The following is a 26,502-nucleotide window of genomic DNA, read 5'->3' as shown; positions in this document are numbered from 1 at the left end:
CCACCCGACCATCCCCCCTGGAGGACGGCGCTTCGCGCCGACGGACATGACCCGTAACACCCATCTGCTCGACCCGGGCTTCGAACTGACCCTGCGCCCGATGCGCTACCCCGACTTCTACGAGCGCTACCGGGACGCCATCAAGAACACCTGGACCGTGGAGGAGGTCGACCTCCACTCGGACGTCGCCGACCTCGCCAAGCTGACGCCGGCCGAGCAGCACCTCATCGGCCGTCTGGTGGCCTTCTTCGCGACGGGCGACTCGATCGTCGCGAACAACCTGGTGCTGACGCTGTACAAGCACATCAACTCCCCGGAAGCGCGCCTGTATCTGTCGCGCCAGCTGTTCGAGGAGGCCGTGCACGTCCAGTTCTATCTGACGCTGCTGGACACCTACCTCCCCGACCCGGAGGACCGGACCGCCGCCTTCGCGGCCGTGGAGAACATCCCGTCCATCCGCGAGAAGGCCGAGTTCTGCTTCAAGTGGATGGACTCGGTGGAGAACCTGGACCGCCTGGAGACGAAGGCCGACCGCCGCCGCTTCCTGCTCAACCTCATCTGCTTCGCCGCGTGCATCGAGGGCCTGTTCTTCTACGGCGCCTTCGCGTACGTCTACTGGTTCCGCAGCCGGGGTCTGCTGCACGGTCTGGCCACCGGCACCAACTGGGTGTTCCGGGACGAGACGATGCACATGTCGTTCGCCTTCGACGTCGTGGACACGGTCCGCAAGGAGGAGCCGGACCTCTTCGACGACGAGCTCCAGCAGCAGGTGACCGACATGCTGCGGGAGGCCGTCGCGGCCGAGCTGCAGTTCGCCCTGGATCTGTGCGGTGACGGCCTGCCCGGCATGAACACCGACTCGATGCGCCAGTACCTGGAGTGTGTCGCCGACCAGCGTCTCACGCGCCTCGGCTTCGCCCCGCTCTACGGCTCGGAGAACCCCTTCGCCTTCATGGAGCTGCAGGGTGTTCAGGAGCTGACCAACTTCTTCGAGCGGCGTCCCTCGGCGTACCAGGTGGCGGTGGAGGGCACCGTCGACCTGGACGAGGACTTCTGAGTCTCGGCCGCCCTCAGCTGACGGTCGATCCGGCGTTCGTGGAGCAGGCCCACGAACGCCGGTCCGGCCAGCAGAAGGAGCAGGAGCAGGACGGTCGCGTATCCCGTGAATGCGTTCATGCGGTAACTGTCGTTCACGGCCGACGCTCCTGACAGTGGCAGGACTGCCCTCCACCCTCGAATTACTGCCACTTACCGGGCACACTGGCAGCATGCTGAAGAACGTCGTCGCCGTCCTTCTCGACGGAGTGCACCCCTTCGAACTCGGCGTCGTGTGCGAGGTGTTCGGCATCGACCGCAGCGACGAGGGGCTGCCCGTGTACGACTTCGCGGTCGCCTCGGCCGAGGCGCCCACGCTGGGCACCCACTGCGGATTCACCGTGTCCACGCCCCACGGACTGGAGCGGCTGGAGGAGGCCGATCTGATCGCCGTGCCGGCCGGAGACACCTATGCGAGCCGGGAGTACCCGCCGGAACTGCTGGACGCGCTGCGCCGGGCCGTCGCGCGCGGCACCCGGGTGCTCAGCGTCTGTTGCGGCGTCTTCGTGCTGGGGGCGGCCGGACTGCTCGACAGGCGGCGGTGCGCGGTGCACTGGCGGCACGCCGACGCCCTCGGGCGCCGCTTCCCGCGGGCGGTCGTCGAGCCGGATGTGCTCTACGTCGACGAGGACCCGGTGATCACCTCCGCGGGCACAGCAGCCGGGATCGACGCCTGTCTGCACATCGTGCGCAAGGAGCAGGGGTCGGAGGTGGCCAACAGGATCGCCCGGCGGATGGTGGTGCCGCCGCACCGCGACGGCGGCCAGGCCCAGTACATCGAGCGGCCGCTGCCGCGGTCGCAGTGCGACACGGTCGCGGAGGTGCTGGTGTGGATGGAGCGCCATCTCGACCAGGAGGTGACCGTCGAGCAGCTGGCCGCCCGGGCGCACCTGTCCCCGCGCACCTTCGCCCGCCGCTTCCAGCAGGAGACCGGCACCACCCCGTACCGCTGGATCCTGCGTCAACGGGTTCTGCGGGCCCAGGAGTTGCTGGAGCGCACCGACGAGACGATGGACGCGATCGCCGACCGCACCGGATTCGGCACGGCGGCGGCGCTGCGCCATCAGTTCGGGCGCGCCCTGGGGACGACGCCGGCCGCCTACCGGCGCACGTTCAGGGGCCCCGGGGCCGCCTGAACGTGCGCCCGGAAGGTCACCTCGGCAGCGCCCTGAGCAGCAGCCTGCGCGGGCGGAGGGTGATGCCGATGCGGAGCCTCGGGTCGGACCCGGGCACCTCCTCGAAACGGTAGGCGGACGCCACCTCCGCCATGATCAAGGTGAGTTCGGCCATCGAGAAGTGGTCCCCCGGGCACTTCCGGTTGCCGACCCCGAACGGGGTCATCGCGTACTTCGGGACGTCCTTGGCGCGTTCCGGGAGCCAGCGGTCGGGGTCGAGCAGCTCCGGCCGGTCGTAGGAGCGGACGTCGTGCTGGATGGCGTAGGGGCTGTACACGACGTCCGCCCCGGCCGGAATGCGATAGCCGCCGAGCTGGGTTTCGGTCACGGCCCGCCGCGTCAGAATCCATACGGCGGGGCGCAGCCGCATTGTCTCGACGATGACATTGGCGGTGTACGTCAGATTCCGGACGTCCTCGAATGCGACGGGTCGGCCGCCCGTCACGGCTTTCACTTCGTCGCGGATCTTGTCCGCCTGTTCCGGGTGATCCGTGAGCACCTGGAGAAGCGACATGACCATGGAGCCCACTGTTTCACTCCCGGCCGTGACTATGGCGACGACCTGGTCGTGGATCTCCTGTTCCCCAATGGGCTCACCGTTGTGGTCCTTCGCATCCAGCAAAGCCATGAGCAAATCGTTCGGCTTTAGACCGGATGCCCGGCGGGCGGCGACGATCTCGTCGACCAGGAGATGCAAATCGGCCAGTGCCCGGTTGAATGCGCGATTGGCCGGAACCGGCAGGCGGTACAGCGGTCCGAGCGGTATCACCATGCGCTGGTACATGCCGCTGAAGAGGGTGGCGAGCGCGGCGCAGATGCGGTCGGCGCGCTCGTCCATGTAGGTGCCCCCCATCAGACATCGGGCGGCGATGCGTACGGCCACACGGAACGACTCCGTCGTGACGTCGATGGTCGCGCCGGACCGCCAGCGCTCCACGAGCGCGCGGGCCTCCTCGGCCATGACCGGCCCGTAGCCGGGGACGGCCTCCAGCCGGAAGGCGGGCTGGATGGCGCGTCGCTGGCGCTGGTGCAGCGGACCGTTACTGGTGGCGACGCCCTCCTTGCCCAGCAGGTCCTCCAGGGACTCCCACAGCGGGCCGCCGATCTGGAAGTCGGTGCTGAGCGCGAGGGCCCCGGCGAGCGCGGGGGTGGTGACCGCGTACACCGTCTTGGGTCCGAGCCTCAGCCGGACGACACCGCCGTCGTCGCGGAGCCGGCCCAGAAAGCCGAGCGGGTCCCGGAAGAGCTGCCCGCCGTGGCCGAGAAGGGGGACGCCGCCCGCGGCGAGCGGGGCGACACGCGGGGGCGCAGGTGCCTCGGGCACCTTCGAACCGACCGATTCCAGGGTCATTTCTCACCTGCCGCTTCGTTGTCGACGTACGGGGGTGTCGAGCGGTCGTCCCAGCTGTCGACCCGGTAGCGGCCGGACTCATGGTGGAACCAGTAGACGGCGCTGAACCAGTTCCGCATGTTTGCGACGATCGCCTTCACGGCATCGCTCATTTCCTTTCCCTCCACGGAGACGTCCGCGAGGGAATCAGCGAACCGTAGTGCCTCTTTTTCTGCGGCAAGGAAACCGGATATGCATTCCTCGATCCGCCGGCGCATTTCCTCGATGGATTCTTCGAGCGTCAGCCCCTCGTGCTGCACGAGACTGATCCCGAGATTGTGGACCTCGTCTCCCGCGATTTCCTTGGGGAGCGAGCACAGATCGTTGTACCAGGCGGCGAATTCCTGGCTGAGCAGAGCCGCCCGCCGATATGCGGGGTGTTTCCGAACGGCGTCCGGCAGTTCGTATCCCGCGCCGAGTTCCAGCAGATCGGTCCAGATCCAGTGCGCGAAGGTCAGCCGCCTCAGCTCCAGGTAGGCCTCGACCGTCGGGACGGTCCCGCGGATGCGATTGCGGAACTCCCGGTCGTACGCCTCGATCACCGCGTGGAAGTGCCGGGCGAAGCGCGCGTTCCACCCCTCGCCCAGGAACGCGTACAGGCGCCCCACGCTGTCCGCGAACCCTGCGACCAGGGGATCGGGATGGTGCAGATGGTGCCCGGGTGCGTCCAGGGCCGTATGGAGCTGGAGCCTCAGCGTCCGCCAGGCGGTCGGCCGATGGTGGACGATGTCACGGTCGTGGCGGTCGTCCCAGACGAAGAACCACGCGCTGTAGTCAGCTATCGCCTGCAGGGCCTCGTCGGGGGCCCCGAGGTAGTACCCCGCCATGAGGTCGGTGTAACGGAGCCCGTCGGCGTGCTCCTCGACCTTGCCCGCCGGCATGAGCCGCATTTCCAGCAGCCAGGAACGCGTCTTCTCCTGCAGACGGGGCCAATACGGGTGCAGTCGACGAGGAAACGCGGTCTCGATGACCGGCAAACAGAGCGCCGGTGGAACCGCGACCGCGATCGTCGTCGGTGAAGTGCTGTGTGGGAAAGCTGGCACGAACAAACCCCTCTCAGCCGCCGGTTGGCGTCACGCCCCTCCCGCCGTGCCGGGCGCGCGCCGTTGCGTATCCCCGCGCTTTCCATTCAGCACCACAACTGACCGGTCTGGGAACGGATTTGGCTCACCCATCTCCGACCGTGCCGAGAATATCCCTTGTGTGACTGAATATGGGTCAGTTCAGACGCACACAGGATCGAATGTGCGACGCACACATGAACGACGCCTGGCCGGGAGCGATGCCCGGCCAGGCGTCGTCGGTGAGGGACCTCAGTCGTTGGCCACCACGGGGTAGCGGGGCTCGTTCTCGGCCATCTGCCGCAGGGCGTCCTTGCGCTCGCGCTTGGACAGCCGGTCGATGTACAGGTAGCCGTACAGATGGTCCGTCTCGTGCTGCAAACACCGGGCGAAGTAGCCCGTACCGCGCACCTTGACCGGGTTGCCCTTCTCGTCCTGGCCGGTCACCTCGGCGTAGTCGGGCCGGGCGAGCGGCGCGTACGCGGTCGGGACGGACAGGCAGCCCTCGTTGCTGTCGTCGAGACGGCGCCGGTCGGCGGGCAGGTCGACGAGCTTGGGGTTGCAGACGACGCCGACGTGGCGCACGCCCTCGTCGTCCTGGCAGTCGTAGACGAAGACCTTCAGGTCGACGCCGATCTGGTTGGCGGCCAGGCCCACGCCCTCAGCCGTGCGCTGGCTGGCGAACATGTCCGCGATCAGCTGCTCCAGCTCCGCGCCGAACTCCGTGACGTCCTTGCACTCCTTGTGCAGCACCGGGTTCCCGACGACCGTGATCGGCCGCGAGGTGCCGCGCTCGCGCCAGGCCGTCTCACGCTCCTCGGTGCTCTCGGTGTCGATGACGAAGCCCTCGTCGTCCACGGGGAGCACGCCCGCGTGCTGCTGATCGGTGTCCTGCTGCGCCATGACCGACGTACGCCTTCCTGCAACCTTGGGAAATCCTGCCAGTACAGACTACGGGGCACGCCCGGGTGCTTCCCCGGGATTCACGGGCCGGGCCGCTGGTCAGCAGACCTCTTCGAGGTCCCGCCAGTCACGGGAGTCCGGGCTGTCCGCCACCCAGCCGTCGAGCAGCCCCCGCACCAGCGAGTCGGGCGCCGCGATGCCGCACTCGCGCTCCGGCACCCACAGCTGCCCGTTCGTACGGTGCCCCAGCGGTCCGGGGTGCCCGGGCTCGCTGTGATCGTGCGGATCGAGGTGCTCGCCGTCGCCCTCGTCGGACGGCATCCGGGACTCGGAGCACGCGCGGCACAGCAGCCGCACCGACGAGGACCAGTCCTCGGCGGCGAAACCGGCGTCGGCGGCCAGCTGCTCCAGGGCGTCCCGGTCGTCCTCGGTCGCGGCCTCCAGCAGTACGACCCAGGTGGGCACCGGCGAGGGCGCCCACAGCTCGATCTCGTCGAAGACGGGATAGGCGTGCCCGGCGCTCGTGGTGCGCTCCCCGTGGGGCACCCCGTCGTGGAGCACGACCTCGCCCCAGCGGCGCCCGGAGGACGGCAGCGGGATGGACAGCACCTCGATCCGCGCGGGATCCAGGCGTCGCCCCCACACGACCTCGGCCTCGCCCTCCGGCGACAGCCGTACGGCGGCGCTGCCCAGCTCCATCCCGGCGGGCTCGCTGGAGACGGCGGCCCCGCCGGGCACCCGCAGCCCGTACGCCTGCCAGGCGCGGCGGGCCAGCGGCCAGTCCTGCAGGGCGGTGGCCGCGATGCCCACGTTCCACCAGTCCGGTGCGCCGGTCTCCCGGTCGAGCAGGGCCACGGCGCGTAGTCCGGCCGCGCGGGCCTGCTCCCAGTCGTGGCGGAACTTGTGCAGCAGGGCGAGGTTGAACCAGGACTCCGACAGCCACGGCTCCAGGTCCGCGGCGCGGGTCAGCAGCGCGCCCGCGTCCTCGTACCGGCCGTCGCCGATCAGCGTGAACGCGCGGTCGGTGGCCTGCCGCCAGGAGGCGGAGGGCCGGTGCCGTCCCTTCCCGAAGATCCTCACGATTCCCGCCTGCCAGTCCCTTGCGATTCCCGCCTGCCGGTTTCCCTGCCGTTTACGGGGTCACGCGCGAGCAGTGCCCCCGAACACCCTCTCCTCGCATCCAACCACGTACCGCCGGACGGGCGCTCATTACCCATGGGTTACCCCGCTGTCGGCAAGGTCAGACCGTCTCTCTGCAACACCCTCGCGAGTGACTCCACGACCTCGGGCTCATAGTCCCGCGCACCGGCGAGACGCAGCCGCTCCAGCGCGCTGAGCGGTCCCCCGGGGCCCGCGCCCTCCCGCGCCATCTCCTCGTAGGCGTTCACGGCCCGCACGATCCTGGCGCTGACCGGCTGGTCCCGGTAGGGGTCCGCCTGCCGCTCCACGACGACCGCGACCTCGGCGTCCACCCCGGTCTGCCGGACGACGGCGCCGCCGAGGAGCGCGATGCGCCGCTGTTCCTCGGCGGGCAGCGCGGCGGTGGCGCCCGCCGGCACCGGGTCGACGAGGCTGAGCTGCCCGATGTCGTGCATGAGCGCCGCGTGCTCCAGCACGGTCAGCTCGGGCTCACTCAGGCCCAGCTCACGGCCGACGGCCCGGCTGAGCGCGGCGACCCGCCGGGCATGCCCGGGGGGCGTGTACCCGGCGATCTCGGTGGCGCGCGCCAGGGAGGCGATGGTTTGCCGGTAGGTGGTGCGCACGGCCGCGTAGCGCCGGTAGGAGAGCTGGGTGAGCAGCAACGGCAGCGAGAACACGGGCAGCGCCCACAGGCCCACCACCGCGACGGCCGGCGACATCACGGCACCGGTCGCGCAGACGGCGGAGCCGATGCCGAGCCGGGCGCGCAGTTCGTCCCGCAGCAGCGGCCCGAACGGCCAGCGGGTGCGGGAGTGCGCCAGGGCGGCGGCGAGCACGGCGTCGCACAGGGTGGTGAGCACCAGCAGGGCGACGACCAGCAGGGTGTACGCGGGTCCGCCCCAGCCGTGCGGTCCCACCTGGCGGTAGACCGGCTGGAAGCAGAGGGCGGCGAAGCCCACGGTCAGCAGGCGGCGGGTGAGGTGGTCGGCGGTGGAGCCGCGGCCCCGGGCCACATGCAGGACACAGCCGGCGAGGGCGGCCGCGAGGACCACGGTGACCACCTGCGACACCCCGTGGTGGGTGGGCCGCCCGGCGATCTGCCCGAGCAGGGCGTAGGAGAGTGCCCCGGCCGCGCCGAGGGGGGCGGGCTCCCGCTCGTCGCTGCCGCTCCACCGGGACAGCTCCCCCACGGCGATGAGCACCCCGAAGGCGAGGGCGGCGGTCGGTTCCTCCAGGCCGTGCCAGAGGGTCAGGCCGAGACAGCCGACGGCGAGCAGCGCGGCGGTCGTGCGGGCGAGGACGAGAGGGAGGCGGCCGGCGGTCATGCGCCGCCCCCGCCGTGCCCCCGCCCGGCCGGCTGACCGGCCGCGGGCAGGGCCGGCGGTGGTACGTTCCCCTGCTGCTCGTTCCCGTGCTGCTCGTCGGCGGTCACCGCCGGGTACCAGCCCTGGCGGTTCCCGGTCTCGTCCGAGCCGAGGCACCCCCACCGCTCCAGCGCGCGGATCAGCGCGTGCACCATCGCCGGGTCGAACTGGGCGCCCGCGCACCGCCGCAATTCCTCCAGCGCCGCCGCGACGGGCCGGGCGCGCCGGTAGGAGCGGGTCGACGTCATCGCGTCGAAGGCGTCGGCGACCGCGACCACCCGCGCGGACTCCGGGATCTGGCCGCCCCTCAGCCCGTAGGGATATCCGGTGCCGTCGAGCCGCTCGTGATGGTGGAGGATCGCGGACCGTGCCTCGCCGAGGAACCCGATGCCGCGGACGATCTCATGGCCGTACTCCGGGTGCAGCTCGATGATCCGGCGCTCCTCGGGGGTGAGCGGTCCGTCCTTGCGCAACAGCCGGGTCGGTACGCCGAGTTTGCCCACGTCGTGCAGGATCCCGGCGAACCGCAGCACCTCCACTCGGTGGTCGTCCAGGCCCAGTTCCCGCGCGATCATCATGGAGGCCTGTCCGACGCGTTCGCTGTGGCCGCGGGTGTAGCCGTCCTTGAGGTCGACGGCCTGGACGAGCGCGCGGATCGTCGCCTGGTGGGCGGCCCGCTCCCGGTGGTACTGGGCGAAGACCCAGCAGGAGACGTACATGGGCAGCAGCACGAGCAGTGCGGTCACCGGCCCGTAGGGGCTGCGCCACAGCACGGCCATCATCAGCCCGGCCAGTCCGTGCACGGCGACGGGCGCGAGGGAGCGCAGGAACAGCCCGCGCCAGGCGGTGCGCGCCGGTGCCCTGCCCCGCTGCCGTGAGGGCGCGGGCGGTGCTCCCACGCCGAGCGCCAGGATGCCGCCGTCGAGGGCGGTGAGCACCAGGCAGAACGCCACGACCGCGGCCGCGGCGGTCAGCAGGGCGTGAGGGAAGTGGGGGCCGGTCACCGCGGTGTGCCCGCCGAGGGACCAGTGGACGCGGGACGCGGCCCCTACGGCGAGGGAGAGCCGTGCGGCCCGCCAGGCCCGGCGCGGCCAGGACGGCCGTTCGGCGACATGGGCCCCCAGGGCACCGGGCAGCGGTACGAGCGCGGCGGCGGCAGGCGGCAGCAGAAAGGCCCCGGCGAGCAGCACGGGGTAGAAGGTGCCCATGCCCTCCAGGGCCCGGTGGCCGCCGGGGGGCGTGGGGGTGGTCCGTCCGGCTCGGGTACGGCCGAGGACCCGGGGCAGTGGCAGTTGCTCGCAGCCGACGTAGAGCGCGGCGAGCAGCGCGACCGCCCGCCAGGAGACCGAGAGGTCCGGCAGGGGGGCCATGCACACCAGGGCGCCGAGGACGGCGCAGCCTACGTAGGCGCCTGCCGACGGCCGGACCGGCCCCATGGCGTACCTCCCCCGTACCCGCGCCGTTGTCCCGGACCGGGTGGGTCCGGTCATGCCCCGTTCAGGCTCGGGAGCCTAGAGGGGAGCGCGGCCCGGGAGGGTGGCTTTGGGGGGAATCCGTGGGCCCCTGACCCACGGATTAGCGCGTTCGGGTGACGAACCGTCAAGGGTTGACCGCTGCCTCGAACAAGGGTTCAAGGACTCGCACGGTCAGGAGTTCAGGACTCCCGTGGCGTCGCCGTCACATCGTGCTCGGGCACCGTCTGACCCGAACGGATCAGGTCGATGCGGCCCATGACCTTCGCCCGAAGGTCACTCGGCACATCGTCATGGCCGCAGCACCGCTTGACCAGCTTCTTCACGGCCTGCTCCAGACCGTACTTCTCAAGGCACGGCGAGCATTCCTCGAAGTGGTGCTGGATCTTCGTGCGGTCCACGTCCGGCATCTCACGGTCGAGGAACTCGTAGAGATGGTCGAGGACCTCAGTGCAGTCCGTCTCGTGCGGCTCTCCGCAGCTCATGAGCCCGAGCCTTTCGCTTCGTCCGACTCTCCGGCGCCGGCCGGGACCAGCCCGCGCTCGCGGGCGTAGTCCTCGAGCATGCCGCGCAGTTGACGGCGGCCCCGGTGCAGCCGGGACATCACCGTACCGATGGGTGTCCCCATGATGTCCGCGATCTCCTTGTACGCAAAGCCCTCTACGTCCGCGAGATAGACGGCGATGCGGAATTCCTCGGGGATCGCCTGCAGTGCCTCCTTGACGTCCGAGTCGGGCAGGTGGTCGAGCGCCTGCGACTCGGCGGAGCGCAGACCGGTCGACATGTGCGACTCGGCCCGCGCCAGCTGCCAGTCCTCGATCTCGTCGGCCGCGCTGCGCTGGGGTTCGCGCTGCTTCTTGCGGTACGAGTTGATGAATGTGTTGGTGAGGATCCGGTACAGCCAGGCCTTCAGGTTGGTGCCCTCGCGGAACTGGTGGAAGGACGCGTACGCCTTCGCGTAGGTCTCCTGCACCAGGTCCTCGGCGTCCGCCGGGTTGCGCGTCATGCGCAGCGCGGCGGAGTACATCTGGTCGAGGAATTCCAGCGCGTCCCGCTCGAAGCGCGCACTGCGCGCGGCGGACGACTCAGCGCTCGTCCCCCGGCCCTCGGGCTGCTCCGCCTGGCCGTGTTCGGTCCCTGCGTCGGTACCGGTGACCGGACCCACCTCCTCCAGCGACGTGGCAGAACCGAAACCGGTCCCACTGAGATCGGAGGATAGACGAACACCCTTGCTCGCCGCCGCCCGAACAGAGGCGGCCTTCGTCGCGTGCAGCACCGTCCAGTCCAGGTCAACGCTGCTGCTACGGCTCGGGCAGATGGTCGAACCCATGCGGCGGACTTCCTCTCGTCGTGCGGTGCAGCACGGCCGGTGCTGTCTGATTCCGCACAACAGTGGTCCGCCCCGCAACATTCCCGGGCGTCACGCGGGCGACTCAAGTGACATGGCCCACTTCGTCACGGCTTCGGTGACGATCTCCAGGGCCTGCTCCTGGCCGAGCTCGGCGCGCTTGGGGACCGCGAAGCCGTGATCGGCGTACGGCACCTCGACGAGCCCGTACGACCCCTGGGGGAACTCCTCCGGTCGGCCGAAGGGATCCCGGCCGCCCTGGACCACCAGGGTGGGCACACCCGCCCCCAGCAGCTCGTCGGCGCGGGACTTCTCGGGCCGGCCCGGCGGGTGGAGCGGGAAGCTCAGCGCGAGGACCGCGGCCGCCCCGAGAGCGGCGGCCGTGCGGCAGGCGACCCGGGCCCCGGCGCTGCGCCCGCCGGCGATCACGGGCAGCCCGGGTTCCGCCAGGGCGGGCCACACCCCGTGCCAGCCCGCGTCCAGCGTCTTCGGCGCGGGGGCCACCTTCTTGCCGGCGACGCGCCAGGGCTGCTCGACGAGGGCCACGGTCACCCCGTGCGCGGGCAGGACCCCGGCGAGCGCCTGGAGGTCGCGCGCCTCGACGCCGCCCCCGGCGCCATGGCCGAGGGCGAGCACCAGCGTGGCCGTGCGAGCCCGGTGCCAGGTGACACGGGCCGTACCGGCCTCGGTCTCCACGCTCTGCGTCGCATCCGTCACGTCCGCCGCCCTCCGGCCGCCCTGCGCGGCCTGTCCGCCTCGGTCACGCGTCCCCTCGGGACACGTCAGAAGAGTGTGCCCTCCTCGGGGGCCTCCAGCTCCTTCAGCAGCTCCGGGCCGTTGTTGCGGACATTGCTGACCGCCGTGGAGACCGGGTAGGCGCGCATCAGGCCGGCGGGCGGCGCCTGGAGCAGGGAGCGCAGGTCGTCCGGGTCGGTGCGGGCGGGATCGAGCCAGGCGTCCCAGCGGTCGGGGGTCAGCATCAGGGGCATCCGCGGATGGATGTCGGCCAGGGAGCCCGGGCCGTCGGCGGGGGCGACGGCCAGCGGGGTCGTCTCGGCCTCCGTCGTGATCACCGAACAGGTCGCCCACCAGGCGCGCGGGTGGTCGTCCGGCAGCGTCCGGTCCCGCCAGAACTCGTAGAGACCGGCCATCGCGAAGACCGAGCCGTCGGCAGGCAGCACGAAGTACGGCTGCTTGCGCGGCCGCTTCTTCCGGCCCTCGACCTCCAGATCACGCTCCTGGACGCCGGTGACCCACTCGTAGTAGCCGTCGGCGGGGACGATGCAGCGGCGGGCGGCGAAGGCACGGCGGTAGGACGGCTTCTCGTGCACCGTCTCCGCGCGTGCGTTGATCATCCGCGCGGCGCCCTCGGGCGACTTGGCCCAGGACGGGACGAGGCCCCAGGTGAGCCTGCGCAACTGGCGAACCGGCCGTTTGTCGGCGGCGTCCTTCAGGGGACGGTCCAGAACCGCGTAGACCTGCTTGGTCGGGGCCACGTTGTAATCGGGCGCCAGAGTCTCCTCGGGCTCCCCCATCTCGATGTCAAAGGTTTCTACGAGATCCTCGGGCCTGCGACTCGCTGCATACCGTCCGCACATACGTGCCACCCTGCCAGATCCGCCCACAGCCCAGGAGCCACCCACCGCAATGGACAGCCTCGCCTCGACCTCACTGAGCGCCCTCCCCGACCTGTGGGACCGGATCTTCGGAAGTCAGCCTGATCCCGACCTGTGGGTGGCGGTCGCCACCCTGGTCGCCGCGCTCGCCGTGGTCGTCCCGCGGGGCGCCTGGCGGATCGCACGCAACGCCATCACCATCGCGCACGAGGGCGGCCACGGGCTGATCGCGCTGCTGACCGGCCGTACTCTCACCGGCATCCGGCTCCACTCCGACACCAGCGGCCTCACCGTCAGCCGTGGCAAGCCGTACGGCCTCGGCATGATCCTCACCGCCGCCGCCGGCTACACCGCTCCCCCGCTGCTCGGTCTGGGCGGCGCGGCACTGCTCGCCGCCGGGCACATCACACTGCTGCTGTGGCTGGCCACCGCGCTGCTGCTGGCCGTGCTGGTGATGATCCGCAACGCGTACGGGGCGCTGACCGTGGTCCTCACCGGCGGCACCTTCCTGCTGGTGTCCTGGCTGGCCGGTCCCCAGGTGCAGGCGGCGTTCGCGTACGCGGTGGTGTGGTTCCTGCTGCTGGGCGGCGTACGCCCGGCCTTCGAGCTGCAGGCGAAGCGCTCGCGCGGGGGCGCCGGGGACTCGGACGCGGACCAGCTGTCCCGGCTCACCCATGTACCGGCGGGGATGTGGCTCTTCCTGTTCCACGTGGTGTCGCTGTGCTCGCTGATGGGCGGCGCACAGTGGCTGCTGCGACTCTGACGACCGCACCTGCACGTTCCGGGCCCCTACCAGACCAGGGTTTCGCTCCGGTTTCGCCGTTTTTGATCAAGATCTACGGAGCGGCCCAGCCACTACAGTGGGGCGCATGACCGTGAACCCCGCACAGACCGCCCTCTGGACCGCCCCGCACGCGAGCGGAGCCGTCGACGCGACGGTGCATGTGCCCGGGTCGAAGTCGGTCACCAACCGTGCGCTCGTCCTCGCCGCGCTCGCCTCCGAGCCGGGCTGGCTGCGCCGCCCCCTGCGCTCGCGCGACACCTTGCTCATGGCCGGTGCCCTGCGCGCGCTGGGCGTCGGCATCGAGGAGGGGGTCGGCCCCGACGGCTCCGGCGAGACCTGGCGGGTGATCCCGGCCGCGCTGCAGGGCCCGGCCACGGTCGACGTCGGCAACGCCGGCACCGTGATGCGCTTCCTGCCCCCGGTGGCCGCGCTCGCCGACGGTCCCGTCCGCTTCGACGGTGACCCCCGCTCCTACGAGCGCCCCCTGAACGGCGTGATCGACGCCCTGCGCGTCCTCGGCGCCCGCATCGACGACGACGCCCGCGGCGCCCTGCCGCTGACCGTGCACGGCGGCGGCGCGCTCGACGGCGGCCCGGTGTCCGTCGACGCGTCCTCCTCGTCCCAGTTCGTCAGCGCCCTGCTGCTGTCCGCGCCGCGCTTCAACCAGGGCGTCGAGGTCCGGCACACCGGCGCGACGCTGCCCTCCATGCCGCACATCCGTATGACCGTCGACATGCTGCGCGCGGTGGGCGCACAGGTGGACACCCCGGAGTCGGGCGGCGAGCCGAACGTCTGGCGGGTCACGCCGGGCGCCCTGCTGGGCCGGGACCTGACCGTCGAGCCGGATCTCTCCAACGCCCAGCCGTTCCTCGCGGCCGCGCTGGTCACCGGCGGCAAGGTCGTCATCCCGGACTGGCCGGCCCGCACGACCCAGCCCGGCGACCGGCTGCGCGAGATCTTCACCGAGATGGGCGGTGCCTGCGCGCTGACCGAGCGCGGCCTCGAATTCACCGGTTCGGGTGCCCTCCACGGGATTGATGTGGACCTGAGCGAGGTCGGCGAGCTGACCCCGGGCATCGCGGCGGTCGCGGCCCTCGCCGACTCCCCGTCGACCCTGCGCGGGGTGGCCCATCTGCGGCTGCACGAGACGGACCGGCTGGCGGCGCTCACCAAGGAGATCAACGAGCTGGGCGGCGACGTCACCGAGACCGCCGACGGCCTGCACATCCGCCCGCGCCCCCTGCACGGCGGCGTCTTCCACACCTACGACGACCACCGGATGGCCACGGCGGGCGCCGTCATCGGTCTCGCGGTCGACGGCGTGCGGATCGAGAACGTGGCGACGACGGCCAAGACCCTGCCGGACTTCCCCGAGCTGTGGGCCGGGATGCTCGGGAACTGACGGGCGGACCGAGATCATGCGCCGCTACGGCAAGCACACCGACGAGGACGACATCCGCAGCCGCCCGAACCGCAAGGGCAACCGGCCGCGTACGCACATCCGGCCCAAGCACGAGGACGCGGCGGAGGGCATGGTGCTCACCGTCGACCGCGGCCGGCTCACCTGCCTCGTCGACGACCGTGCGGTCGTCGCGATGAAGGCCCGGGAACTGGGCCGCAAGGCGGCGGTGGTCGGCGACCGCGTCGCCCTGGTCGGCGATCTGTCCGGCACCAAGGACACCCTCGCCCGCATCGTCCGCATCGAGGAACGCGCCTCCGTCCTGCGCCGTACGGCGGACGACGACGATCCGTACGAGCGCGTGGTCGTCGCCAACGCCGACCAGCTGGCCATCGTCACCGCCCTCGCCAACCCGGAGCCGCGCCCGCGGCTGATCGACCGCTGTCTGGTCGCCGCGTACGACGGCGGCCTCGAACCGCTCCTGGTGATGACGAAGTCCGACCTCGCCCCGCCGGACAAGCTCCTGGAGCTGTACGGGGCACTGGACATCCCGTACGTCGTCACCAGCCGCGAGGAGCTGGAGAGCGGCAGCGCGGCGGGCCGGGTGCACGAACTTCTGGACGGCAAGGTCACGGCGTTCGTCGGGCACTCCGGTGTGGGCAAGACGACGCTGGTCAACGCGTTGGTGCCCAAGGACCGGCGGCGCACGACGGGCCATGTCAACGCGGTCACCGGCCGCGGGCGGCACACCACGACGTCGGCGCTCGCGCTGCCCCTGGGGGACGGTCGCGACGGCTGGGTGGTCGACACCCCGGGGGTGCGGTCCTTCGGCCTCGCGCACATCGATCCCTCCCGCGTCATCCACGCCTTCCCGGACCTGGAGCCCGGCACCGAGGGCTGTCCGCGGGCGTGCAGCCACGACGAGCCGGACTGCGCGCTGGACACCTGGGTGGCCGACGGGCACGCGGACCCGGCACGGCTGTACTCGCTGCGCCGGCTGCTGGCCACGCGCGAGCGGAGGGAGGGGGACTGAGAGGGACTGAGGGGGACTGACTGACAAGACCTGACGGGGGTCTGGCGCCCTCCTCCGGTCGCGCTCGGCGTCCGGCGTTCCCCGTGATCGAACTCCTCGCGTCCGGCCTCCTCGTGTTTGCGTCCGCCGCAGGCAGGTAATTGCTTTACTCGCACCGGACCTGACCGACCAACAAGGCAGTCGACGTGGGTACGCGGGAGGACGAGACATGGCGTGGCTGCTGGTCATCGTGGCCGGACTCCTGGAGACCGGCTTCGCCGTCTGTCTCAAGCTCTCGCACGGGTTCACCCGACTCTGGCCCACGGTGGCGTTCTGCTGCTTCGCCCTCGGCAGCTTCGGCCTCCTCACCCTGTCCCTGAAGAAGCTGGACGTGGGCCCGGCGTACGCGGTGTGGACCGGGATCGGCGCGGCGGGAACGGCGATCTACGGCATGATCTTCCTGGGCGACCTGGTCTCGACCTTGAAGCTCGCCTCGATCACGCTGGTGATCGTGGGCGTGATCGGCCTGCAGCTGTCCGGGTCGGCCCACTGAGGAACGCCCCCGTTCCGGATGCCGGGACCGCCGGGCGCCTTCTCAGCGCACCGGCCCCGGCAGGGCCTGGCGCACCAGCTCCGTGACCCCGCCCTCCCCCGGCGGGGCCGCGACACAGGACAGGGACAGCCGTACGACCAGTTCGCAGACGCGGGTCAGTTCCGCCGCCTCCGCCTTGGCCGGCACCGGTCCGGCCACCGCCGTGACGGCACGGTCGCGGACCAGGGACACGAAGTCCGCCGGGGAGGGCAGCGGCCCGTCGGCCCGGCGCTGCGCGGGCACCGCGGAGGTGGACGGCACCGCCGAGAGCGTCGGTGCGGGCAGCCGCTCGCTCCAGCAGCCGGTGAGCATGGCGCGCACGAGGGGGTTGCCGCGGGCGGCGGAGGTCATCCACTCGGCGATCGCGGCCAGCCGCTCCCGGGGGCCCGTGTGCACGGCCAGCGCCCGGTCGACACCGGCGAGATAGCCGTCCGCCTCCCGCCGCACCAGGGCCCGGGCGAGCCCCTCCTTGCTGCCGAACTCGTTGTAGAGGGTCTGGCGGGAGACACCGGCCGCCACGGCCACGTCCACCATGCGCACGGCGGCCCACGGGCGACGCGCGAGCGCCGTATAAGCGGCGTCCAGCAGGGATTCCCGCGCTGCAGGCATCATCGCCCCCCTCGGGCCGGCGGCTCTGACGCACAGATTTGACGTGCGGACCAGCACTGTCAAGGGTTCGCGGCGGTGCAAGGGGGCGCCCAGGGTCCCGTACACGCCGTGATCCTGCCACCGCGCCTGGTCACGGCGGCGCACGGCCGGGGCGGCGAGACGGCCAGGACCTCGGGGAGTTCTCGAAGATCCCCGGGTCGTCTGGCCGTGCCCCGGAACGGGCGGATACGGTTCGTTCATGCCCGACTATCTCGATGACCTGCGGCTCGCGCATGTGCTCGCGGACGCCTCGGACGCCGCGACCATGGCCCGGTTCAAGGCCCTCGACCTCAAGGTCGAGACCAAACCGGACATGACACCGGTGAGCGAGGCCGACAAGGCCGCCGAGGAGCTGATCCGCGGCCAGCTGCAGCGCGCCCGGCCGCGGGACGCGATCCTCGGCGAGGAGTACGGCATCGAGGGCACGGGGCCGCGCCGCTGGGTCGTCGACCCGATCGACGGCACCAAGAACTACGTACGCGGAGTGCCCGTCTGGGCCACCCTGATCTCCCTGACGGAGGCGGGCGAGGGGGGCTACCAGCCCGTCGTCGGCCTCGTCTCCGCGCCCGCGCTGGGCCGCCGCTGGTGGGCCGCCAAGGGACACGGCGCGTTCACCGGCCGCAGCCTGTCCTCGGCGTCCCGGCTGCGGGTCTCCCGCGTCGCGGAGCTGTCCGACGCCTCCTTCGCGTACTCCTCGCTGTCCGGCTGGGAGGAGCAGGGGCGGCTGAACGGCTTCCTGGACCTGACGCGCGCGGTGTGGCGCACCCGCGGCTACGGCGACTTCTGGCCGTACATGATGGTCGCCGAGGGCTCGGTGGACATCTGTGCCGAGCCGGAGCTCTCCCTGTGGGACATGGCGGCGAACGCGATCATCGTGACCGAGGCCGGCGGCTCCTTCACGGGTCTCGACGGCCGCCCGGGCCCGCACAGCGGCAATGCGGCCGCCTCGAACGGGCTGCTCCACGACACCCTGCTGGACTATCTGAGCGGCCGCTACTAGACGTCGTCACTGCCCTCGGTGCCGCCATGGCTGCTGCCATCGGTGCTGTTGTGCACCGCGAGCGCCCCTGAACTCACGACGCGCGCCCTCTTGTTGACCCGCGCTTTGCCTGCGACCCTGGAAATCCCCCACTTGTGAATTTGTGAAGCGCGGAGCAGGCGCCTCCGGCGGGCGGCATCCATCGGATCCGGGGCCCTGAACCAGTGCATTCCGCACACCCCAGGAGGTGGCTTCGTCCATGCTCGTCCGCGACGCCATGAGCACGATGGTCCTCACCATCGGCCCCGCACACACCCTGCGCCAGGCAGCAACCCTGATGTCCGCCCGCCGCGTCGGCGCGGCCGTGGTCCTCGATCCGGATGCCGGCGGTCTCGGCATCCTCACCGAGCGTGACATCCTGAACTCCGTCGGCCTCGGCCAGAACCCCGACACCGAGCGGGCCGATGCCCACACCACCACGGACGTGGTCTTCGCCACGCCCACATGGACCCTGGAAGAGGCCGCGGCCGCCATGGCCCACGGCGGCTTCCGGCATCTGATCGTGCTCGACCGCGACGAACCGGTCGGGGTCGTCTCGGTCCGCGACATCATCCGCTGCTGGGCCCCGGCCCGACAGCGGGTGCCCGCCGCGGCCCGTTAGAGCCGCTCTCAGAGCTCCGAACAAACTGGGCGCCCAGTTTTGTTCGGAGCGCCCGCGGACACCCCTCCGACCGGCCGCGGGCACGCGGACGGGCCGGACCCCCTCAAGGGAGTCCGGCCCGTCCCCTACGACAAGCGGTCCAACCCGGGTCAGCCGCGCAGGGCCTGGACCGCGGCCTCCAGGCGCTTGCCGAAGTCTCCGTCGGCCTGACGGAAGTTGTTGATCGCGCGCTCGGCGATGTCGTCGCGCGAGACCTTCGAGATGGCGCCCGCAAGGTTGCCGATCAGGCGCTCCTTCTCCCCTTCCGACATCAGCCGGTAGAGGTTGCCCGCCTGCACGAAGTCGTTGTCCTCGGCGTGGACCGGGGCCTCGTGGGTGCCGGTGCCGGCCGTGAAGGCGTCGAACGGCTGCCACAGCGGACGGTCCGTCTGGAACGGGCCGCCGAAGCTGTTCGGCTCGTAGTTCTTCGCGCCCTTGTGGCGGCCGTCGTACAGGTAGCCGTCACGGGAGTTGGTGCGCGCCTCCGCGGCGTGCGGGCGGTTCACCGGCAGGTGGTCGGCGTTGACACCGACGCGGTAGCGGTGGGCGTCGCCGTAGGCGAACAGGCGGCCCTGGAGCATCTTGTCCGGCGAGGGACCGATGCCCGGCACGAAGTGGGCGGGGCTGAAGATCGACTGCTCGACCTCGGCGAAGATGTTCTCCGGGTTGCGGTTGAGCTCCAGCTTGCCGATCTCGATCGGCGGGTAGTCCTCGTGCGGCCACACCTTGGTGAGGTCGAACGGGTTGAAGCGGTAGGTCGCCGCGTCCGCCGCCGGCATGATCTGGACCTGCACGGTCCAGCTCGGGAACTCGCCGCGCTCGATGGCCTCGCGCAGGTCGCGCTGGTGGGAGTCGGGGTCCTCACCGGCGAGCTTGTTGGCCTCGTCGTTGGTGAGGGTCTTGATCCCCTGGTCGGTCTTGAAGTGGTACTTGACCCAGAAGACCTCGCCCGCCTCGTTGTTCCACTGGTACGTGTGCGAGCCGTAGCCGTTCATGTGGCGGTAGGACGCCGGGATGCCGCGGTCGCCGTGGAGCCAGGTCACCTGGTGGGTGGACTCGGGCGACAGGCCCCAGAAGTCCCAGACGTTGTCGGGCTCCTGCGAACCGCTGTAGGGGTCGCGCTTCTGGGTGTGGATGAAGTCGGGGAACTTGATGGCGTCCTTGACGAAGAACACCGGGGTGTTGTTGCCGACGAGGTCGTAGTTGCCCTCTTCGGTGTAGAACTTCAGCGCGAAGCCGCGGGGGTCACGGACGGCGTCCGGGGCGCCCAGGTTGCCCGCCACGGTCGAGAAGCGCAGGAAGACCTCGGTCTCCTTGCCGGCCTCGGTGAGGAACTTGGCACGCGTGTACGGCGTGAGATCGGCGGTGACCGTGAAGGTGCCGTAGGCGCCCGCGCCACGGGCGTGCACCACACGCTCCGGGATGCGCTCCCGGTTGAAGTGCGCCAGCTTCTCGAAGAGGTGCTGGTCCTGAACGAGAACCGGGCCGCCGACGCCCGCGGTCTCACTGTTCTGGTTGTCGGCTACCGGAGCACCGGCTTCCGTCGTGAGCGGTCCCTGCGTCACTGCGCCTCCTGCGTCGTTTCTGACCAACCCTGTCGCTTGGCCAAACCCGATCTCGATCCTACAATGGACAATGTCTAAGTCAAGCAAAGCTCCAAAGTCACACCCATTCGGGACCTGGTCCCCTTGCTGTTAGGCTGGTCTGTATGAGTGACCTGTTGGAACGGCTGCGCGGACGCGGATGGCGGATGACCGCGCAGCGACGTGTCGTGGCCGAGGTCCTCGACGGTGAACACGTCCACCTGACGGCCGACGAGGTGCATGCTCGGGCCGTCGTCAGGCTGCCCGAGATCTCCCGGGCGACCGTCTACAACACGCTGGGTGAGCTGGTGTCCCTCGGCGAGATCCTCGAGGTCGCCACGGACAAGCGCGCCAAGCGGTACGACCCGAACGCCCACCAGCCGCACCACCACCTGGTCTGCGCTCGCTGTGGCGCGATCCGTGACGTCCATACGACGGGCGACCCGATGGCCGACCTTCCGACCTCGGAGCGCTTCGGTTTCACGGTCTCGGACGTCGAGGTGACGTACCGCGGGCTGTGCCCGGACTGCGTGACGGCATAAGCACGGCTCCCCCGAAGGCCCCGGCACCGCACAGGTGCCGGGGCTGTCTGCTGTGCGGGCCGCGTCCATGGCGGGTGATCTTCCCCAGGGCTCGCTCGCGTACTCATCGACCGGGGGGCGGGATTCGGCCTGTTCCCCGACGGCCGAAAGCGGTGCGCCGGCGCTCGAAACAGGCGATCGGCAGCCGTATACGCGTCAGGGCCGGAACCCTTTCGGATTCCGGCCCTGGCCTTCAGTAGCGGGGACAGGATTTGAACCTGCGACCTCTGGGTTATGAGCCCAGCGAGCTACCGAGCTGCTCCACCCCGCGTCGGTGAACGCAACGTTACGTCAACAGCGCCGACAGAGGCAAATCGCTTCCACGGGGCGGGGTCGCCGTGGTTGGGACGGGGCCCGCCGGGCCCTCGCCGCCGGGGGTCGCACAGGTCGTCACGCCGACAGCTCCTGCCGCAGTGCGTCCCGCAGCCGCTCGGCCCGTTCGGACACCTCGGCCGGCCCGAGCGACACGGCCCGGTCGGCCCACCGCTGCCCCTCCGCCAGCTCTCCCCGTCGTGCGTACACGAGGGCCAGCCGCAGCGCCGCCCGGCCGTGGCCCGCGTCCGCCGCCCGCGTCCACCACAGCGCCGCCTCCGGCTCGCTCCCCTCCCGGGCGAGCAGCAGCCCCAGGTTGAACGCCCCGTTGCGCGATCCGCCCTCCGCCGCCTCCCGGTACCATCGGGCCGCCTGGACGACATCACCCCGCGCCGCGGCCAGCATGCCGACCCGCACCTGCGCCCGCCGGTGCCCCTGCGTCGCCGCCCGCTCGTACCACTCCTCGCACTCGCTCTTCTCGTACGACGGCTCCCCCAGCTCATGGGCGGGCGGGGGCGGCCGGCGTGCGTCCAGCACGGTGGCCAGCCGGTAGGCGGCCTCGGCGCTGCCGCCCCCGGCGGCGCACCGCAGATGCCGCTCGGCCGTCTGCTCGTCCCCCTCCCGCAGTCGCGCGATCCCGACCTGGAGGGCCGCCTCGGTGTGCCCGGCGGCCGCCGCCCGCTCGTACCACGCGAGCGCCGTCGCGTCGTCGTCGCGTCCGGCGTGCAGAATCCCGAGGTTGAAGGCGGCGTCGACGCTTCCCGCCTCCGCCGCCTTGGAGAACCACGGTTCGGCGCCCGCCGTGTCCCCGCCGTGCAGCAGCAGGATGGCGAGCGCGTTCGCCGCCTCGCGGTGCCCGCTGTACGCCGCCCGCCGGTACCACTGCTCGGCGTGCGCGGTGCGTCCCTGCTCCGCGCAGAGCAGCGCCAGGTTGTAGGCGCCGTTGATGTCGCCCGCGTCCATCGCGGCCCGGTACCAGCGCTCGGCGGTCTGCGTCTCGCCACGCTCGGCGTGCAGCGCCCCGAGCGCGTTCGCCGCGTTGCCGTCGCCCTCCTGGGCGGCCCGCAGCCACCACACGGCGGCGCTCTCGGTGTCCCCCGCGTCCCGCAGCAGAAAGCCGAGCGCGCAGGCGGCCCGCGCCTCGCCGTCCTTGGCGCTCGTCAGATACCAGCGCCCCGCCTCCTTCAGCTCCCCCCGCTTCTCCAGGATCGCCCCGAGGTGCAGCGCGGCCCGGCGGTGTCCGCGCGCGGCGGCCTGCCGGTACCACTGCTCGGCCTCCTCCAGTCCGGACGCACTGACACCGTTGTCACCACCGGTCTCCTGGACCTCCAAGGCCCTGCTGTCCAGTGTCCGCGCCAGCCGGTAGGCGGCCTCGCGGTGCCCGCGCTCGGCGGCGGCCCGCATCCACCCCTCGGCACCCTCGTCACCGCGGTGCTCCAGCAGATCCGCGAGCGCGTACGCGCCGAGGGTGTGGCCCTGTTCCGCGGACTGGCGCAGCCAGTACTCCGCGGCGGGTTCGTCGCCGCGCTCACGGTGGTGCCGTCCGAGCGCGTGCGCCGCCGCGGCCGACCCGGCGACGGCGGCGACCCGCCACCAGCCCGCGGCCTCGTCGGCGTATCCCCGCTGGTGCAGCAGGACACCCAGGTTGTTGGCCGCGGCACGGTCACCCGCGGAGGTGGCGGCGCGCAGCTGGGGCTCGGCCCCGTCCAGATCGCCACGGCGCAGCAGCATCGCCCCGAGGACGCTCATCGCCTCGATGTCGCCGGCCTCCGCGGCGAGCCGGTTGCGCACCTCCTCGACGGCCTCCCCGGTCTCGACGGCCTCGCCTTTTTCGCCCACCTCGTCCCGCTCGGCGGGCTGCACAATTCGCCCTGATTCGAACAGAGTTGCCTTGTCCCCCATAACGTCCATCGTCGCACCACCTGCAACCTGGGTACACCTGGTATACCGCAGCCAGTGAGGTCACTTCAGCGTTTTGTCGACATGCCCACAGAGAGACAAGTCAAACACAGAGTGGCCAACTGCCCCTGCATTCCGCCCCACTTCACATGAGTCGCCAGGTCACGCCGTACGCCTCGTCGTGTCTTCGCACGCCCCGTCGTGCGTCCGCACACGTCGAGGGCCCGGATCCTGATCAGGATCCGGGCCCTCGACTTCAGTAGCGGGGACAGGATTTGAACCTGCGACCTCTGGGTTATGAGCCCAGCGAGCTACCGAGCTGCTCCACCCCGCGCCGTTGTGATGCAACCTTATCACGGCGCGGGAGGGCTCTCGGATCAGCCGCCGCCCGAACCGCTCGGCGAACTGCTCGGGCCGCTGCTCGGTGAACCGCTGGCCGCGCTGCTGGGCGAGCCGCTCGGACCGGCGGACGGAGTCGCGCCGGCCTGTGCGCCGCTGCTGCCGCCCGTGGCCTTGCCGGGCTTGGACTGCGCCTCCTCGGCCCGCTTCAGCGCGTCCTGAAGGTCCTTCTGCGCCTGCCCGTACGCTCCCCAGTCACCCTTCTTGAGGGCCTCCTGGCCGGCGTCGTACGCCTTCTGGGCGTCCTGGAGCGCCTGTTGGACCGTCGGGTTGCCGGATGGCGGCGGGTTGGTGGTCCCGGTCCCCGGCGGGGAGGTCGACGCCTGTGCCCCGAAGACCTTGTCGAGCGCCTGGCCGAGGGTGTCCTCGAACGCCGTGTTGCCGCCGTAGGTCACCAGCACCTTGCGCAGCAGCGGGTACTTGAGGCCGCCGCCGCGCACGTAGACGGGTTCGACGTACAGCAGGCCGCCGTCGATCGGGACGGTGAGCAGGTTGCCGTACTCGATGTCCGAGTCACCGCCCTTGAGAAGCCTGATCGACTCGGCGATGTCCTGTTCGGAGTTGAACTGGCTCTGGACCTGCTTGGGGCCGTCTACCGTCTTGCTCGTCGGCAGCTTCAGGACTCTGATCTTGCCGTAATCAGGGCTGCCCGCCTCGGCGTTGACCGACATGAAGGCGCTCAGGTTGTCGCGGCCGTTCGGCGTGAACGTCGTCGTCAGCGAGAACGCCTGCGCGGACTGGTCGGGCATCTTCATGCTCAGGTAGTACGGCGGCACCGCGTTGCCCGACTTGTTGGTGGGGTCGTCCGGCACCTGCCACACCTCGCTGCCGCTGAGGAACGTCTGCGCGTCCTTGACGTGGTAGCGGGTGAGCAGTTCACGCTGGACCTTGAACAGGTCCTGCGGGTACCTCAGATGGGACATCAGCGACGGCGAGATGTCGCTCCGCGACTTCACGGTCCCCGGGAACGCCTTCATCCAGGTCTTCAGCACCGGGTCCTCGGTGTCCCACTGGTAGAGCTTGACCTCGCCGGTGTAGGCGTCGACGGTCGCCTTGACCGAGTTGCGGATGTAGTTGACCTGGTTCTGCTGGGCCATCACCGCGCGCTGGGTGTTGCCCGCGGTGAGCGAGTCGGCCGTCGTGTCGCCGAGCGTCGTACGGGAGGCGTACGGATAGCCGTTCGTCGTCGTGTAGGCGTCGACGATCCACTGGATCCGGCCGTCGACGACCGCCGGGTAGGCGTCGCCGTCGATGGTCAGCCAGGGTGCGACCGCCTCCACACGCTGCTTGGGCGTGCGGTTGTACAGGATCCGGGAGCCGTCGCCGATGGCTCCGGAGTAGAGGATCTGCGGCTCCCCGAACGCGACCGCGTACGCGGCCCGGTTGATCGGGCCGGAGAGGCTGACACCGCTCTTGCCCTGGTAGGAGGTGGTCTTCTCGCCGCTGTCGTCGGAGTAGTCGATCTCCTTCTGGGGACCGCCGACGATCGAGTACTCGGTGGTCTTCTCGCCGTAGTAGATCCGCTGCTCGTAGGTGCCCAGATCACCGGAGGACGGCAGGTCGGACTCGGTGAACACGGGCTGGCCGTTGCCGTCGGCGGTGGTGCCCTTGGCGGCGACCACACCGTAGCCGTGGGTGTAGCGGAAGTGGTCGTTGATCCAGTTCTGCTTCGGGATGCCCGCCAGGTTCAGCTCACGCAGACCGATGACCGTGTCCTGGTCCTTGCCGTCCTTGGTGTACCGGTCGACGTCCAGGTTGGTCGGGAAGGCGTAGTAGTTCTTCATCTGCTGCAGCTGCTGGAACGTCGGCGAGACGACGTTCGGGTCCAGCAGGCGGATGCTCGCCGTGGCGTCGGCGTCCGTGCGCAGCTTGTCCTTGTCCTTGGTGGTGCTCGTGCCGTCGTACTCGGTGACCTGGGCGTCGTCGATGCCGTAGGCCTCGCGGGTCGCCTTGAGGTTCTTCGCGACGTACGGCGCTTCCTTGGCCTGCTCGTTCGGCTGGACCTGGAACTTCTGCACGATCGCCGGGTACAGCCCGCCGATGAGGATCGCCGACAGGACCATCAGGCCGAAGCCGATGACGGGCAGCTGCCAGGTGCGCCGCCACAGGGTGGCGAAGAAGAGCAGCGCGCAGATGACCGCGATGCAGAACAGGATGGTCTTGGCGGGCAGGTAGGCGTTCGCGTCGACGTACCTCAGGCCGGTCCAGTCGCCGGTCGCCTTGAAGTCGCTGGACTTCACGGCGAGTCCGTACCGGTCGAGCCAGTAGGCGACGGCCTTCAGGGCGACGAAGACGCCGAGCAGCACCGACAGGTGTCCGGTCGCGGCGGCCGTGGCGCGCGCTCCCGGGGAGGTGAGCCTGAGGCCGCCGTACAGGTAGTGCGTGAGCGCGGCGGCGATCAGCGACAGCACCGTGGCGGCGAAGCCGAAGGCCAGCAGGAAGCGGTACCAGGGCAGGTCGAAGGCGTAGAAGGAGACGTCCAGGTGGAACTGGGGGTCCTTCTGGTGGAAGGGCACGCCGTTGACCCACATCAGCCAGGTCTGCCACTGGCCGGCCGCGGAGGCGCCCGCGATCAGGCCCACCAGGGCGGTGATCGCGAGGAGCAGCCATCGCTTGTAGGGCGCGATCCCCATCCGGTAGCGGTCGAGGCTCTGCTGCTCCATGGACATGGCGCTCAGCGGCGGACGCATCCGGTGGGCGAGCCAGATGTTGAAGCCGACCGCGGCCGCCATCAGCAGACCGAAGACGAAGAAGAGCCCGATCTTGGTCCACAGCGTGGTCGTGAAGACGGACGAGTACTTCACCGACCGGTACCAGAGCCAGTCCGTCCAGAAGCCGGCGAACATGACGAACGCCATACCGAGGACGGCGAGGACCCCCAGTGTCATGAGCAGGGTCCGGGCGCGCCCGGACGGGCGGCCCACTCTGATCCGGGGCCCCGTCGGGCCTCCGCCGCGGTCCGGCATCTGGAAAGCCAAGGTGCGCACCTCGAAGTTGTCTGTTGATCCGTGTTGATCCGTCAGGCCCCCGTGAACGCGGACCAGGGATGA

The 26,502-nt window shown here is 70.8% G+C and carries 23 protein-coding genes and 2 tRNA genes; 9 read left to right on the top strand and 16 right to left on the bottom strand.

Annotated elements, in window-relative coordinates; genetic code table 11:
• Positions 1-46 precede the first annotated feature (46 nt).
• Positions 47-1,057 (top strand): ribonucleotide-diphosphate reductase subunit beta, encoded by a 1,011-nt coding sequence (locus AB0L95_RS10325; RefSeq protein ID WP_365159911.1) that lies wholly within the window; start codon positions 47-49, stop codon positions 1,055-1,057.
• A 211-nt stretch (positions 1,058-1,268) separates the two neighbouring features.
• Positions 1,269-2,231 (top strand): helix-turn-helix domain-containing protein, encoded by a 963-nt coding sequence (locus tag AB0L95_RS10320; protein ID WP_365159909.1) that lies wholly within the window; start codon positions 1,269-1,271, stop codon positions 2,229-2,231.
• Between the two features lie 16 nt (positions 2,232-2,247).
• Here AB0L95_RS10320 and AB0L95_RS10315 read toward each other — a convergent pair whose 3' ends face one another.
• From AB0L95_RS10315 to AB0L95_RS10270, 10 genes are all read right to left on the bottom strand, one after another.
• Positions 2,248-3,621: a cytochrome P450 gene (locus AB0L95_RS10315; RefSeq protein ID WP_365159906.1), complete on the bottom strand. Its 1,374-nt coding sequence runs from the start codon at positions 3,619-3,621 to the stop codon at positions 2,248-2,250.
• Positions 3,618-4,703 (bottom strand): epi-isozizaene synthase, encoded by a 1,086-nt coding sequence (gene cyc1 / locus AB0L95_RS10310; protein ID WP_365159903.1) that lies wholly within the window; start codon positions 4,701-4,703, stop codon positions 3,618-3,620. The genes AB0L95_RS10315 and cyc1 overlap by 4 nt, the downstream gene beginning before the upstream one ends.
• Before the next feature lie 270 nt (positions 4,704-4,973).
• Entirely contained in the window at positions 4,974-5,624 is a 651-nt protein-coding gene (gene def / locus AB0L95_RS10305; RefSeq protein ID WP_365159900.1) for a peptide deformylase, read from the bottom strand.
• 99 nt (positions 5,625-5,723) lie between these two features.
• On the bottom strand, positions 5,724-6,704 hold the full coding sequence (locus AB0L95_RS10300; RefSeq protein WP_365159897.1) for a hypothetical protein: 981 nt from the start codon (positions 6,702-6,704) through the stop codon (positions 5,724-5,726).
• A gap of 140 nt (positions 6,705-6,844) precedes the next feature.
• Positions 6,845-8,089: an HD domain-containing protein gene (locus AB0L95_RS10295; RefSeq protein WP_365159894.1), complete on the bottom strand. Its 1,245-nt coding sequence runs from the start codon at positions 8,087-8,089 to the stop codon at positions 6,845-6,847.
• Entirely contained in the window at positions 8,086-9,564 is a 1,479-nt protein-coding gene (locus AB0L95_RS10290) for an HD-GYP domain-containing protein (RefSeq protein WP_365159891.1), read from the bottom strand. Before AB0L95_RS10290 ends, AB0L95_RS10295 begins: the two co-directional genes overlap by 4 nt.
• 218 nt (positions 9,565-9,782) lie before the next feature.
• On the bottom strand, positions 9,783-10,085 hold the full coding sequence (gene rsrA / locus AB0L95_RS10285) for a mycothiol system anti-sigma-R factor (protein ID WP_365159887.1): 303 nt from the start codon (positions 10,083-10,085) through the stop codon (positions 9,783-9,785).
• Positions 10,082-10,765 (bottom strand): RNA polymerase sigma factor SigR, encoded by a 684-nt coding sequence (gene sigR, locus AB0L95_RS10280; RefSeq protein WP_365160387.1) that lies wholly within the window; start codon positions 10,763-10,765, stop codon positions 10,082-10,084. Before sigR ends, rsrA begins: the two co-directional genes overlap by 4 nt.
• A gap of 255 nt (positions 10,766-11,020) precedes the next feature.
• Positions 11,021-11,665, bottom strand: a complete 645-nt coding sequence (locus AB0L95_RS10275) for an alpha/beta family hydrolase (RefSeq protein WP_365159884.1) — start codon at positions 11,663-11,665, stop codon at positions 11,021-11,023.
• Between the two features lie 65 nt (positions 11,666-11,730).
• Positions 11,731-12,546, bottom strand: coding sequence for an SOS response-associated peptidase (locus tag AB0L95_RS10270; RefSeq protein ID WP_365159881.1), 816 nt, complete (start codon positions 12,544-12,546; stop codon positions 11,731-11,733).
• A 49-nt stretch (positions 12,547-12,595) separates the two neighbouring features.
• Here AB0L95_RS10270 and AB0L95_RS10265 point away from each other — a divergent pair, with 49 nt between their 5' ends.
• The 4 genes from AB0L95_RS10265 (at position 12,596) to AB0L95_RS10250 (ending at position 16,312) form a co-directional block, all read left to right on the top strand.
• The gene (locus tag AB0L95_RS10265) at positions 12,596-13,327 is read left to right on the top strand and encodes a M50 family metallopeptidase (protein WP_365159878.1); all 732 of its coding nucleotides are present in this window, start codon (positions 12,596-12,598) and stop codon (positions 13,325-13,327) included.
• 106 nt (positions 13,328-13,433) lie between these two features.
• Entirely contained in the window at positions 13,434-14,750 is a 1,317-nt protein-coding gene (aroA, locus tag AB0L95_RS10260) for a 3-phosphoshikimate 1-carboxyvinyltransferase (RefSeq protein WP_365159875.1), read from the top strand.
• 16 nt (positions 14,751-14,766) lie between these two features.
• Positions 14,767-15,780, top strand: coding sequence for a ribosome small subunit-dependent GTPase A (gene rsgA / locus AB0L95_RS10255; RefSeq protein WP_365159872.1), 1,014 nt, complete (start codon positions 14,767-14,769; stop codon positions 15,778-15,780).
• Positions 15,781-15,988: 208 nt separating this feature from the next.
• Positions 15,989-16,312: a multidrug efflux SMR transporter gene (locus AB0L95_RS10250; protein WP_365159869.1), complete on the top strand. Its 324-nt coding sequence runs from the start codon at positions 15,989-15,991 to the stop codon at positions 16,310-16,312.
• A 42-nt stretch (positions 16,313-16,354) separates the two neighbouring features.
• On the opposite strand, the gene AB0L95_RS10245 is transcribed toward AB0L95_RS10250, so the two are convergent.
• Positions 16,355-16,963, bottom strand: coding sequence for a TetR/AcrR family transcriptional regulator (locus AB0L95_RS10245; RefSeq protein WP_365159866.1), 609 nt, complete (start codon positions 16,961-16,963; stop codon positions 16,355-16,357).
• Between the two features lie 235 nt (positions 16,964-17,198).
• Here AB0L95_RS10245 and hisN point away from each other — a divergent pair, with 235 nt between their 5' ends.
• Together hisN and AB0L95_RS10235 are read left to right on the top strand one after the other, a co-directional pair.
• On the top strand, positions 17,199-17,999 hold the full coding sequence (gene hisN / locus AB0L95_RS10240; RefSeq protein ID WP_365159863.1) for a histidinol-phosphatase: 801 nt from the start codon (positions 17,199-17,201) through the stop codon (positions 17,997-17,999).
• Between the two features lie 238 nt (positions 18,000-18,237).
• Positions 18,238-18,639, top strand: a complete 402-nt coding sequence (locus AB0L95_RS10235) for a CBS domain-containing protein (RefSeq protein WP_365159860.1) — start codon at positions 18,238-18,240, stop codon at positions 18,637-18,639.
• Between the two features lie 149 nt (positions 18,640-18,788).
• Here the strand turns inward: AB0L95_RS10235 and AB0L95_RS10230 are convergent, their stop codons facing one another.
• Positions 18,789-20,243, bottom strand: coding sequence for a catalase (locus AB0L95_RS10230; RefSeq protein WP_365159858.1), 1,455 nt, complete (start codon positions 20,241-20,243; stop codon positions 18,789-18,791).
• 143 nt (positions 20,244-20,386) lie between these two features.
• Between AB0L95_RS10230 and AB0L95_RS10225 the strand changes: the two genes are divergently transcribed.
• Complete coding sequence (locus AB0L95_RS10225; RefSeq protein ID WP_365159855.1) at positions 20,387-20,803, top strand: Fur family transcriptional regulator; 417 nt, start codon at positions 20,387-20,389, stop codon at positions 20,801-20,803.
• A gap of 236 nt (positions 20,804-21,039) precedes the next feature.
• Here AB0L95_RS10225 and AB0L95_RS10220 read toward each other — a convergent pair.
• The 4 genes from AB0L95_RS10220 to AB0L95_RS10205 all read right to left on the bottom strand — a co-directional run bounded on the left by AB0L95_RS10220 (position 21,040) and on the right by AB0L95_RS10205 (position 26,418).
• A tRNA-Met gene (locus AB0L95_RS10220) sits at positions 21,040-21,113 on the bottom strand.
• A gap of 119 nt (positions 21,114-21,232) precedes the next feature.
• Entirely contained in the window at positions 21,233-23,065 is a 1,833-nt protein-coding gene (locus AB0L95_RS10215) for a tetratricopeptide repeat protein (protein ID WP_365159852.1), read from the bottom strand.
• Between the two features lie 248 nt (positions 23,066-23,313).
• Positions 23,314-23,387, bottom strand: a tRNA-Met gene (locus AB0L95_RS10210).
• A gap of 43 nt (positions 23,388-23,430) precedes the next feature.
• Positions 23,431-26,418: a UPF0182 family protein gene (locus AB0L95_RS10205; protein ID WP_365160384.1), complete on the bottom strand. Its 2,988-nt coding sequence runs from the start codon at positions 26,416-26,418 to the stop codon at positions 23,431-23,433.
• Positions 26,419-26,502: the final 84 nt, after the last annotated feature.

Source organism: Streptomyces sp. NPDC052036 (assembly GCF_040680495.1).
In the GTDB taxonomy this organism is placed as follows: Bacteria; Actinomycetota; Actinomycetes; order Streptomycetales; family Streptomycetaceae; genus Streptomyces.
Note: the sequence above shows the minus strand (reverse complement) of the source record. Positions and strands in the feature narration are given on the sequence as shown.

What these genes read in the sequence shown, in the direction of transcription:
- AB0L95_RS10205 (WP_365160384.1), bottom strand. Translation starts at nt 26,418, where the DNA reads ATGCCGGACCGCGGCGGAGGCCCGACGGGGCCCCGGATCAGAGTGGGC.
- AB0L95_RS10270 (WP_365159881.1), bottom strand. Translation starts at nt 12,546, where the DNA reads ATGTGCGGACGGTATGCAGCGAGTCGCAGGCCCGAGGATCTCGTAGAA.
- aroA (WP_365159875.1), top strand. Translation starts at nt 13,434, where the DNA reads ATGACCGTGAACCCCGCACAGACCGCCCTCTGGACCGCCCCGCACGCG.
- AB0L95_RS10295 (WP_365159894.1), bottom strand. Translation starts at nt 8,089, where the DNA reads ATGACCGCCGGCCGCCTCCCTCTCGTCCTCGCCCGCACGACCGCCGCG.
- hisN (WP_365159863.1), top strand. Translation starts at nt 17,199, where the DNA reads ATGCCCGACTATCTCGATGACCTGCGGCTCGCGCATGTGCTCGCGGAC.
- AB0L95_RS10320 (WP_365159909.1), top strand. Translation starts at nt 1,269, where the DNA reads ATGCTGAAGAACGTCGTCGCCGTCCTTCTCGACGGAGTGCACCCCTTC.
- AB0L95_RS10290 (WP_365159891.1), bottom strand. Translation starts at nt 9,564, where the DNA reads ATGGGGCCGGTCCGGCCGTCGGCAGGCGCCTACGTAGGCTGCGCCGTC.
- def (WP_365159900.1), bottom strand. Translation starts at nt 5,624, where the DNA reads ATGGCGCAGCAGGACACCGATCAGCAGCACGCGGGCGTGCTCCCCGTG.
- AB0L95_RS10215 (WP_365159852.1), bottom strand. Translation starts at nt 23,065, where the DNA reads ATGGACGTTATGGGGGACAAGGCAACTCTGTTCGAATCAGGGCGAATT.
- AB0L95_RS10225 (WP_365159855.1), top strand. Translation starts at nt 20,387, where the DNA reads ATGAGTGACCTGTTGGAACGGCTGCGCGGACGCGGATGGCGGATGACC.
- AB0L95_RS10235 (WP_365159860.1), top strand. Translation starts at nt 18,238, where the DNA reads ATGCTCGTCCGCGACGCCATGAGCACGATGGTCCTCACCATCGGCCCC.
- AB0L95_RS10265 (WP_365159878.1), top strand. Translation starts at nt 12,596, where the DNA reads ATGGACAGCCTCGCCTCGACCTCACTGAGCGCCCTCCCCGACCTGTGG.
- AB0L95_RS10325 (WP_365159911.1), top strand. Translation starts at nt 47, where the DNA reads ATGACCCGTAACACCCATCTGCTCGACCCGGGCTTCGAACTGACCCTG.
- AB0L95_RS10315 (WP_365159906.1), bottom strand. Translation starts at nt 3,621, where the DNA reads ATGACCCTGGAATCGGTCGGTTCGAAGGTGCCCGAGGCACCTGCGCCC.
- AB0L95_RS10250 (WP_365159869.1), top strand. Translation starts at nt 15,989, where the DNA reads ATGGCGTGGCTGCTGGTCATCGTGGCCGGACTCCTGGAGACCGGCTTC.
- AB0L95_RS10245 (WP_365159866.1), bottom strand. Translation starts at nt 16,963, where the DNA reads ATGATGCCTGCAGCGCGGGAATCCCTGCTGGACGCCGCTTATACGGCG.
- rsrA (WP_365159887.1), bottom strand. Translation starts at nt 10,085, where the DNA reads ATGAGCTGCGGAGAGCCGCACGAGACGGACTGCACTGAGGTCCTCGAC.
- rsgA (WP_365159872.1), top strand. Translation starts at nt 14,767, where the DNA reads ATGCGCCGCTACGGCAAGCACACCGACGAGGACGACATCCGCAGCCGC.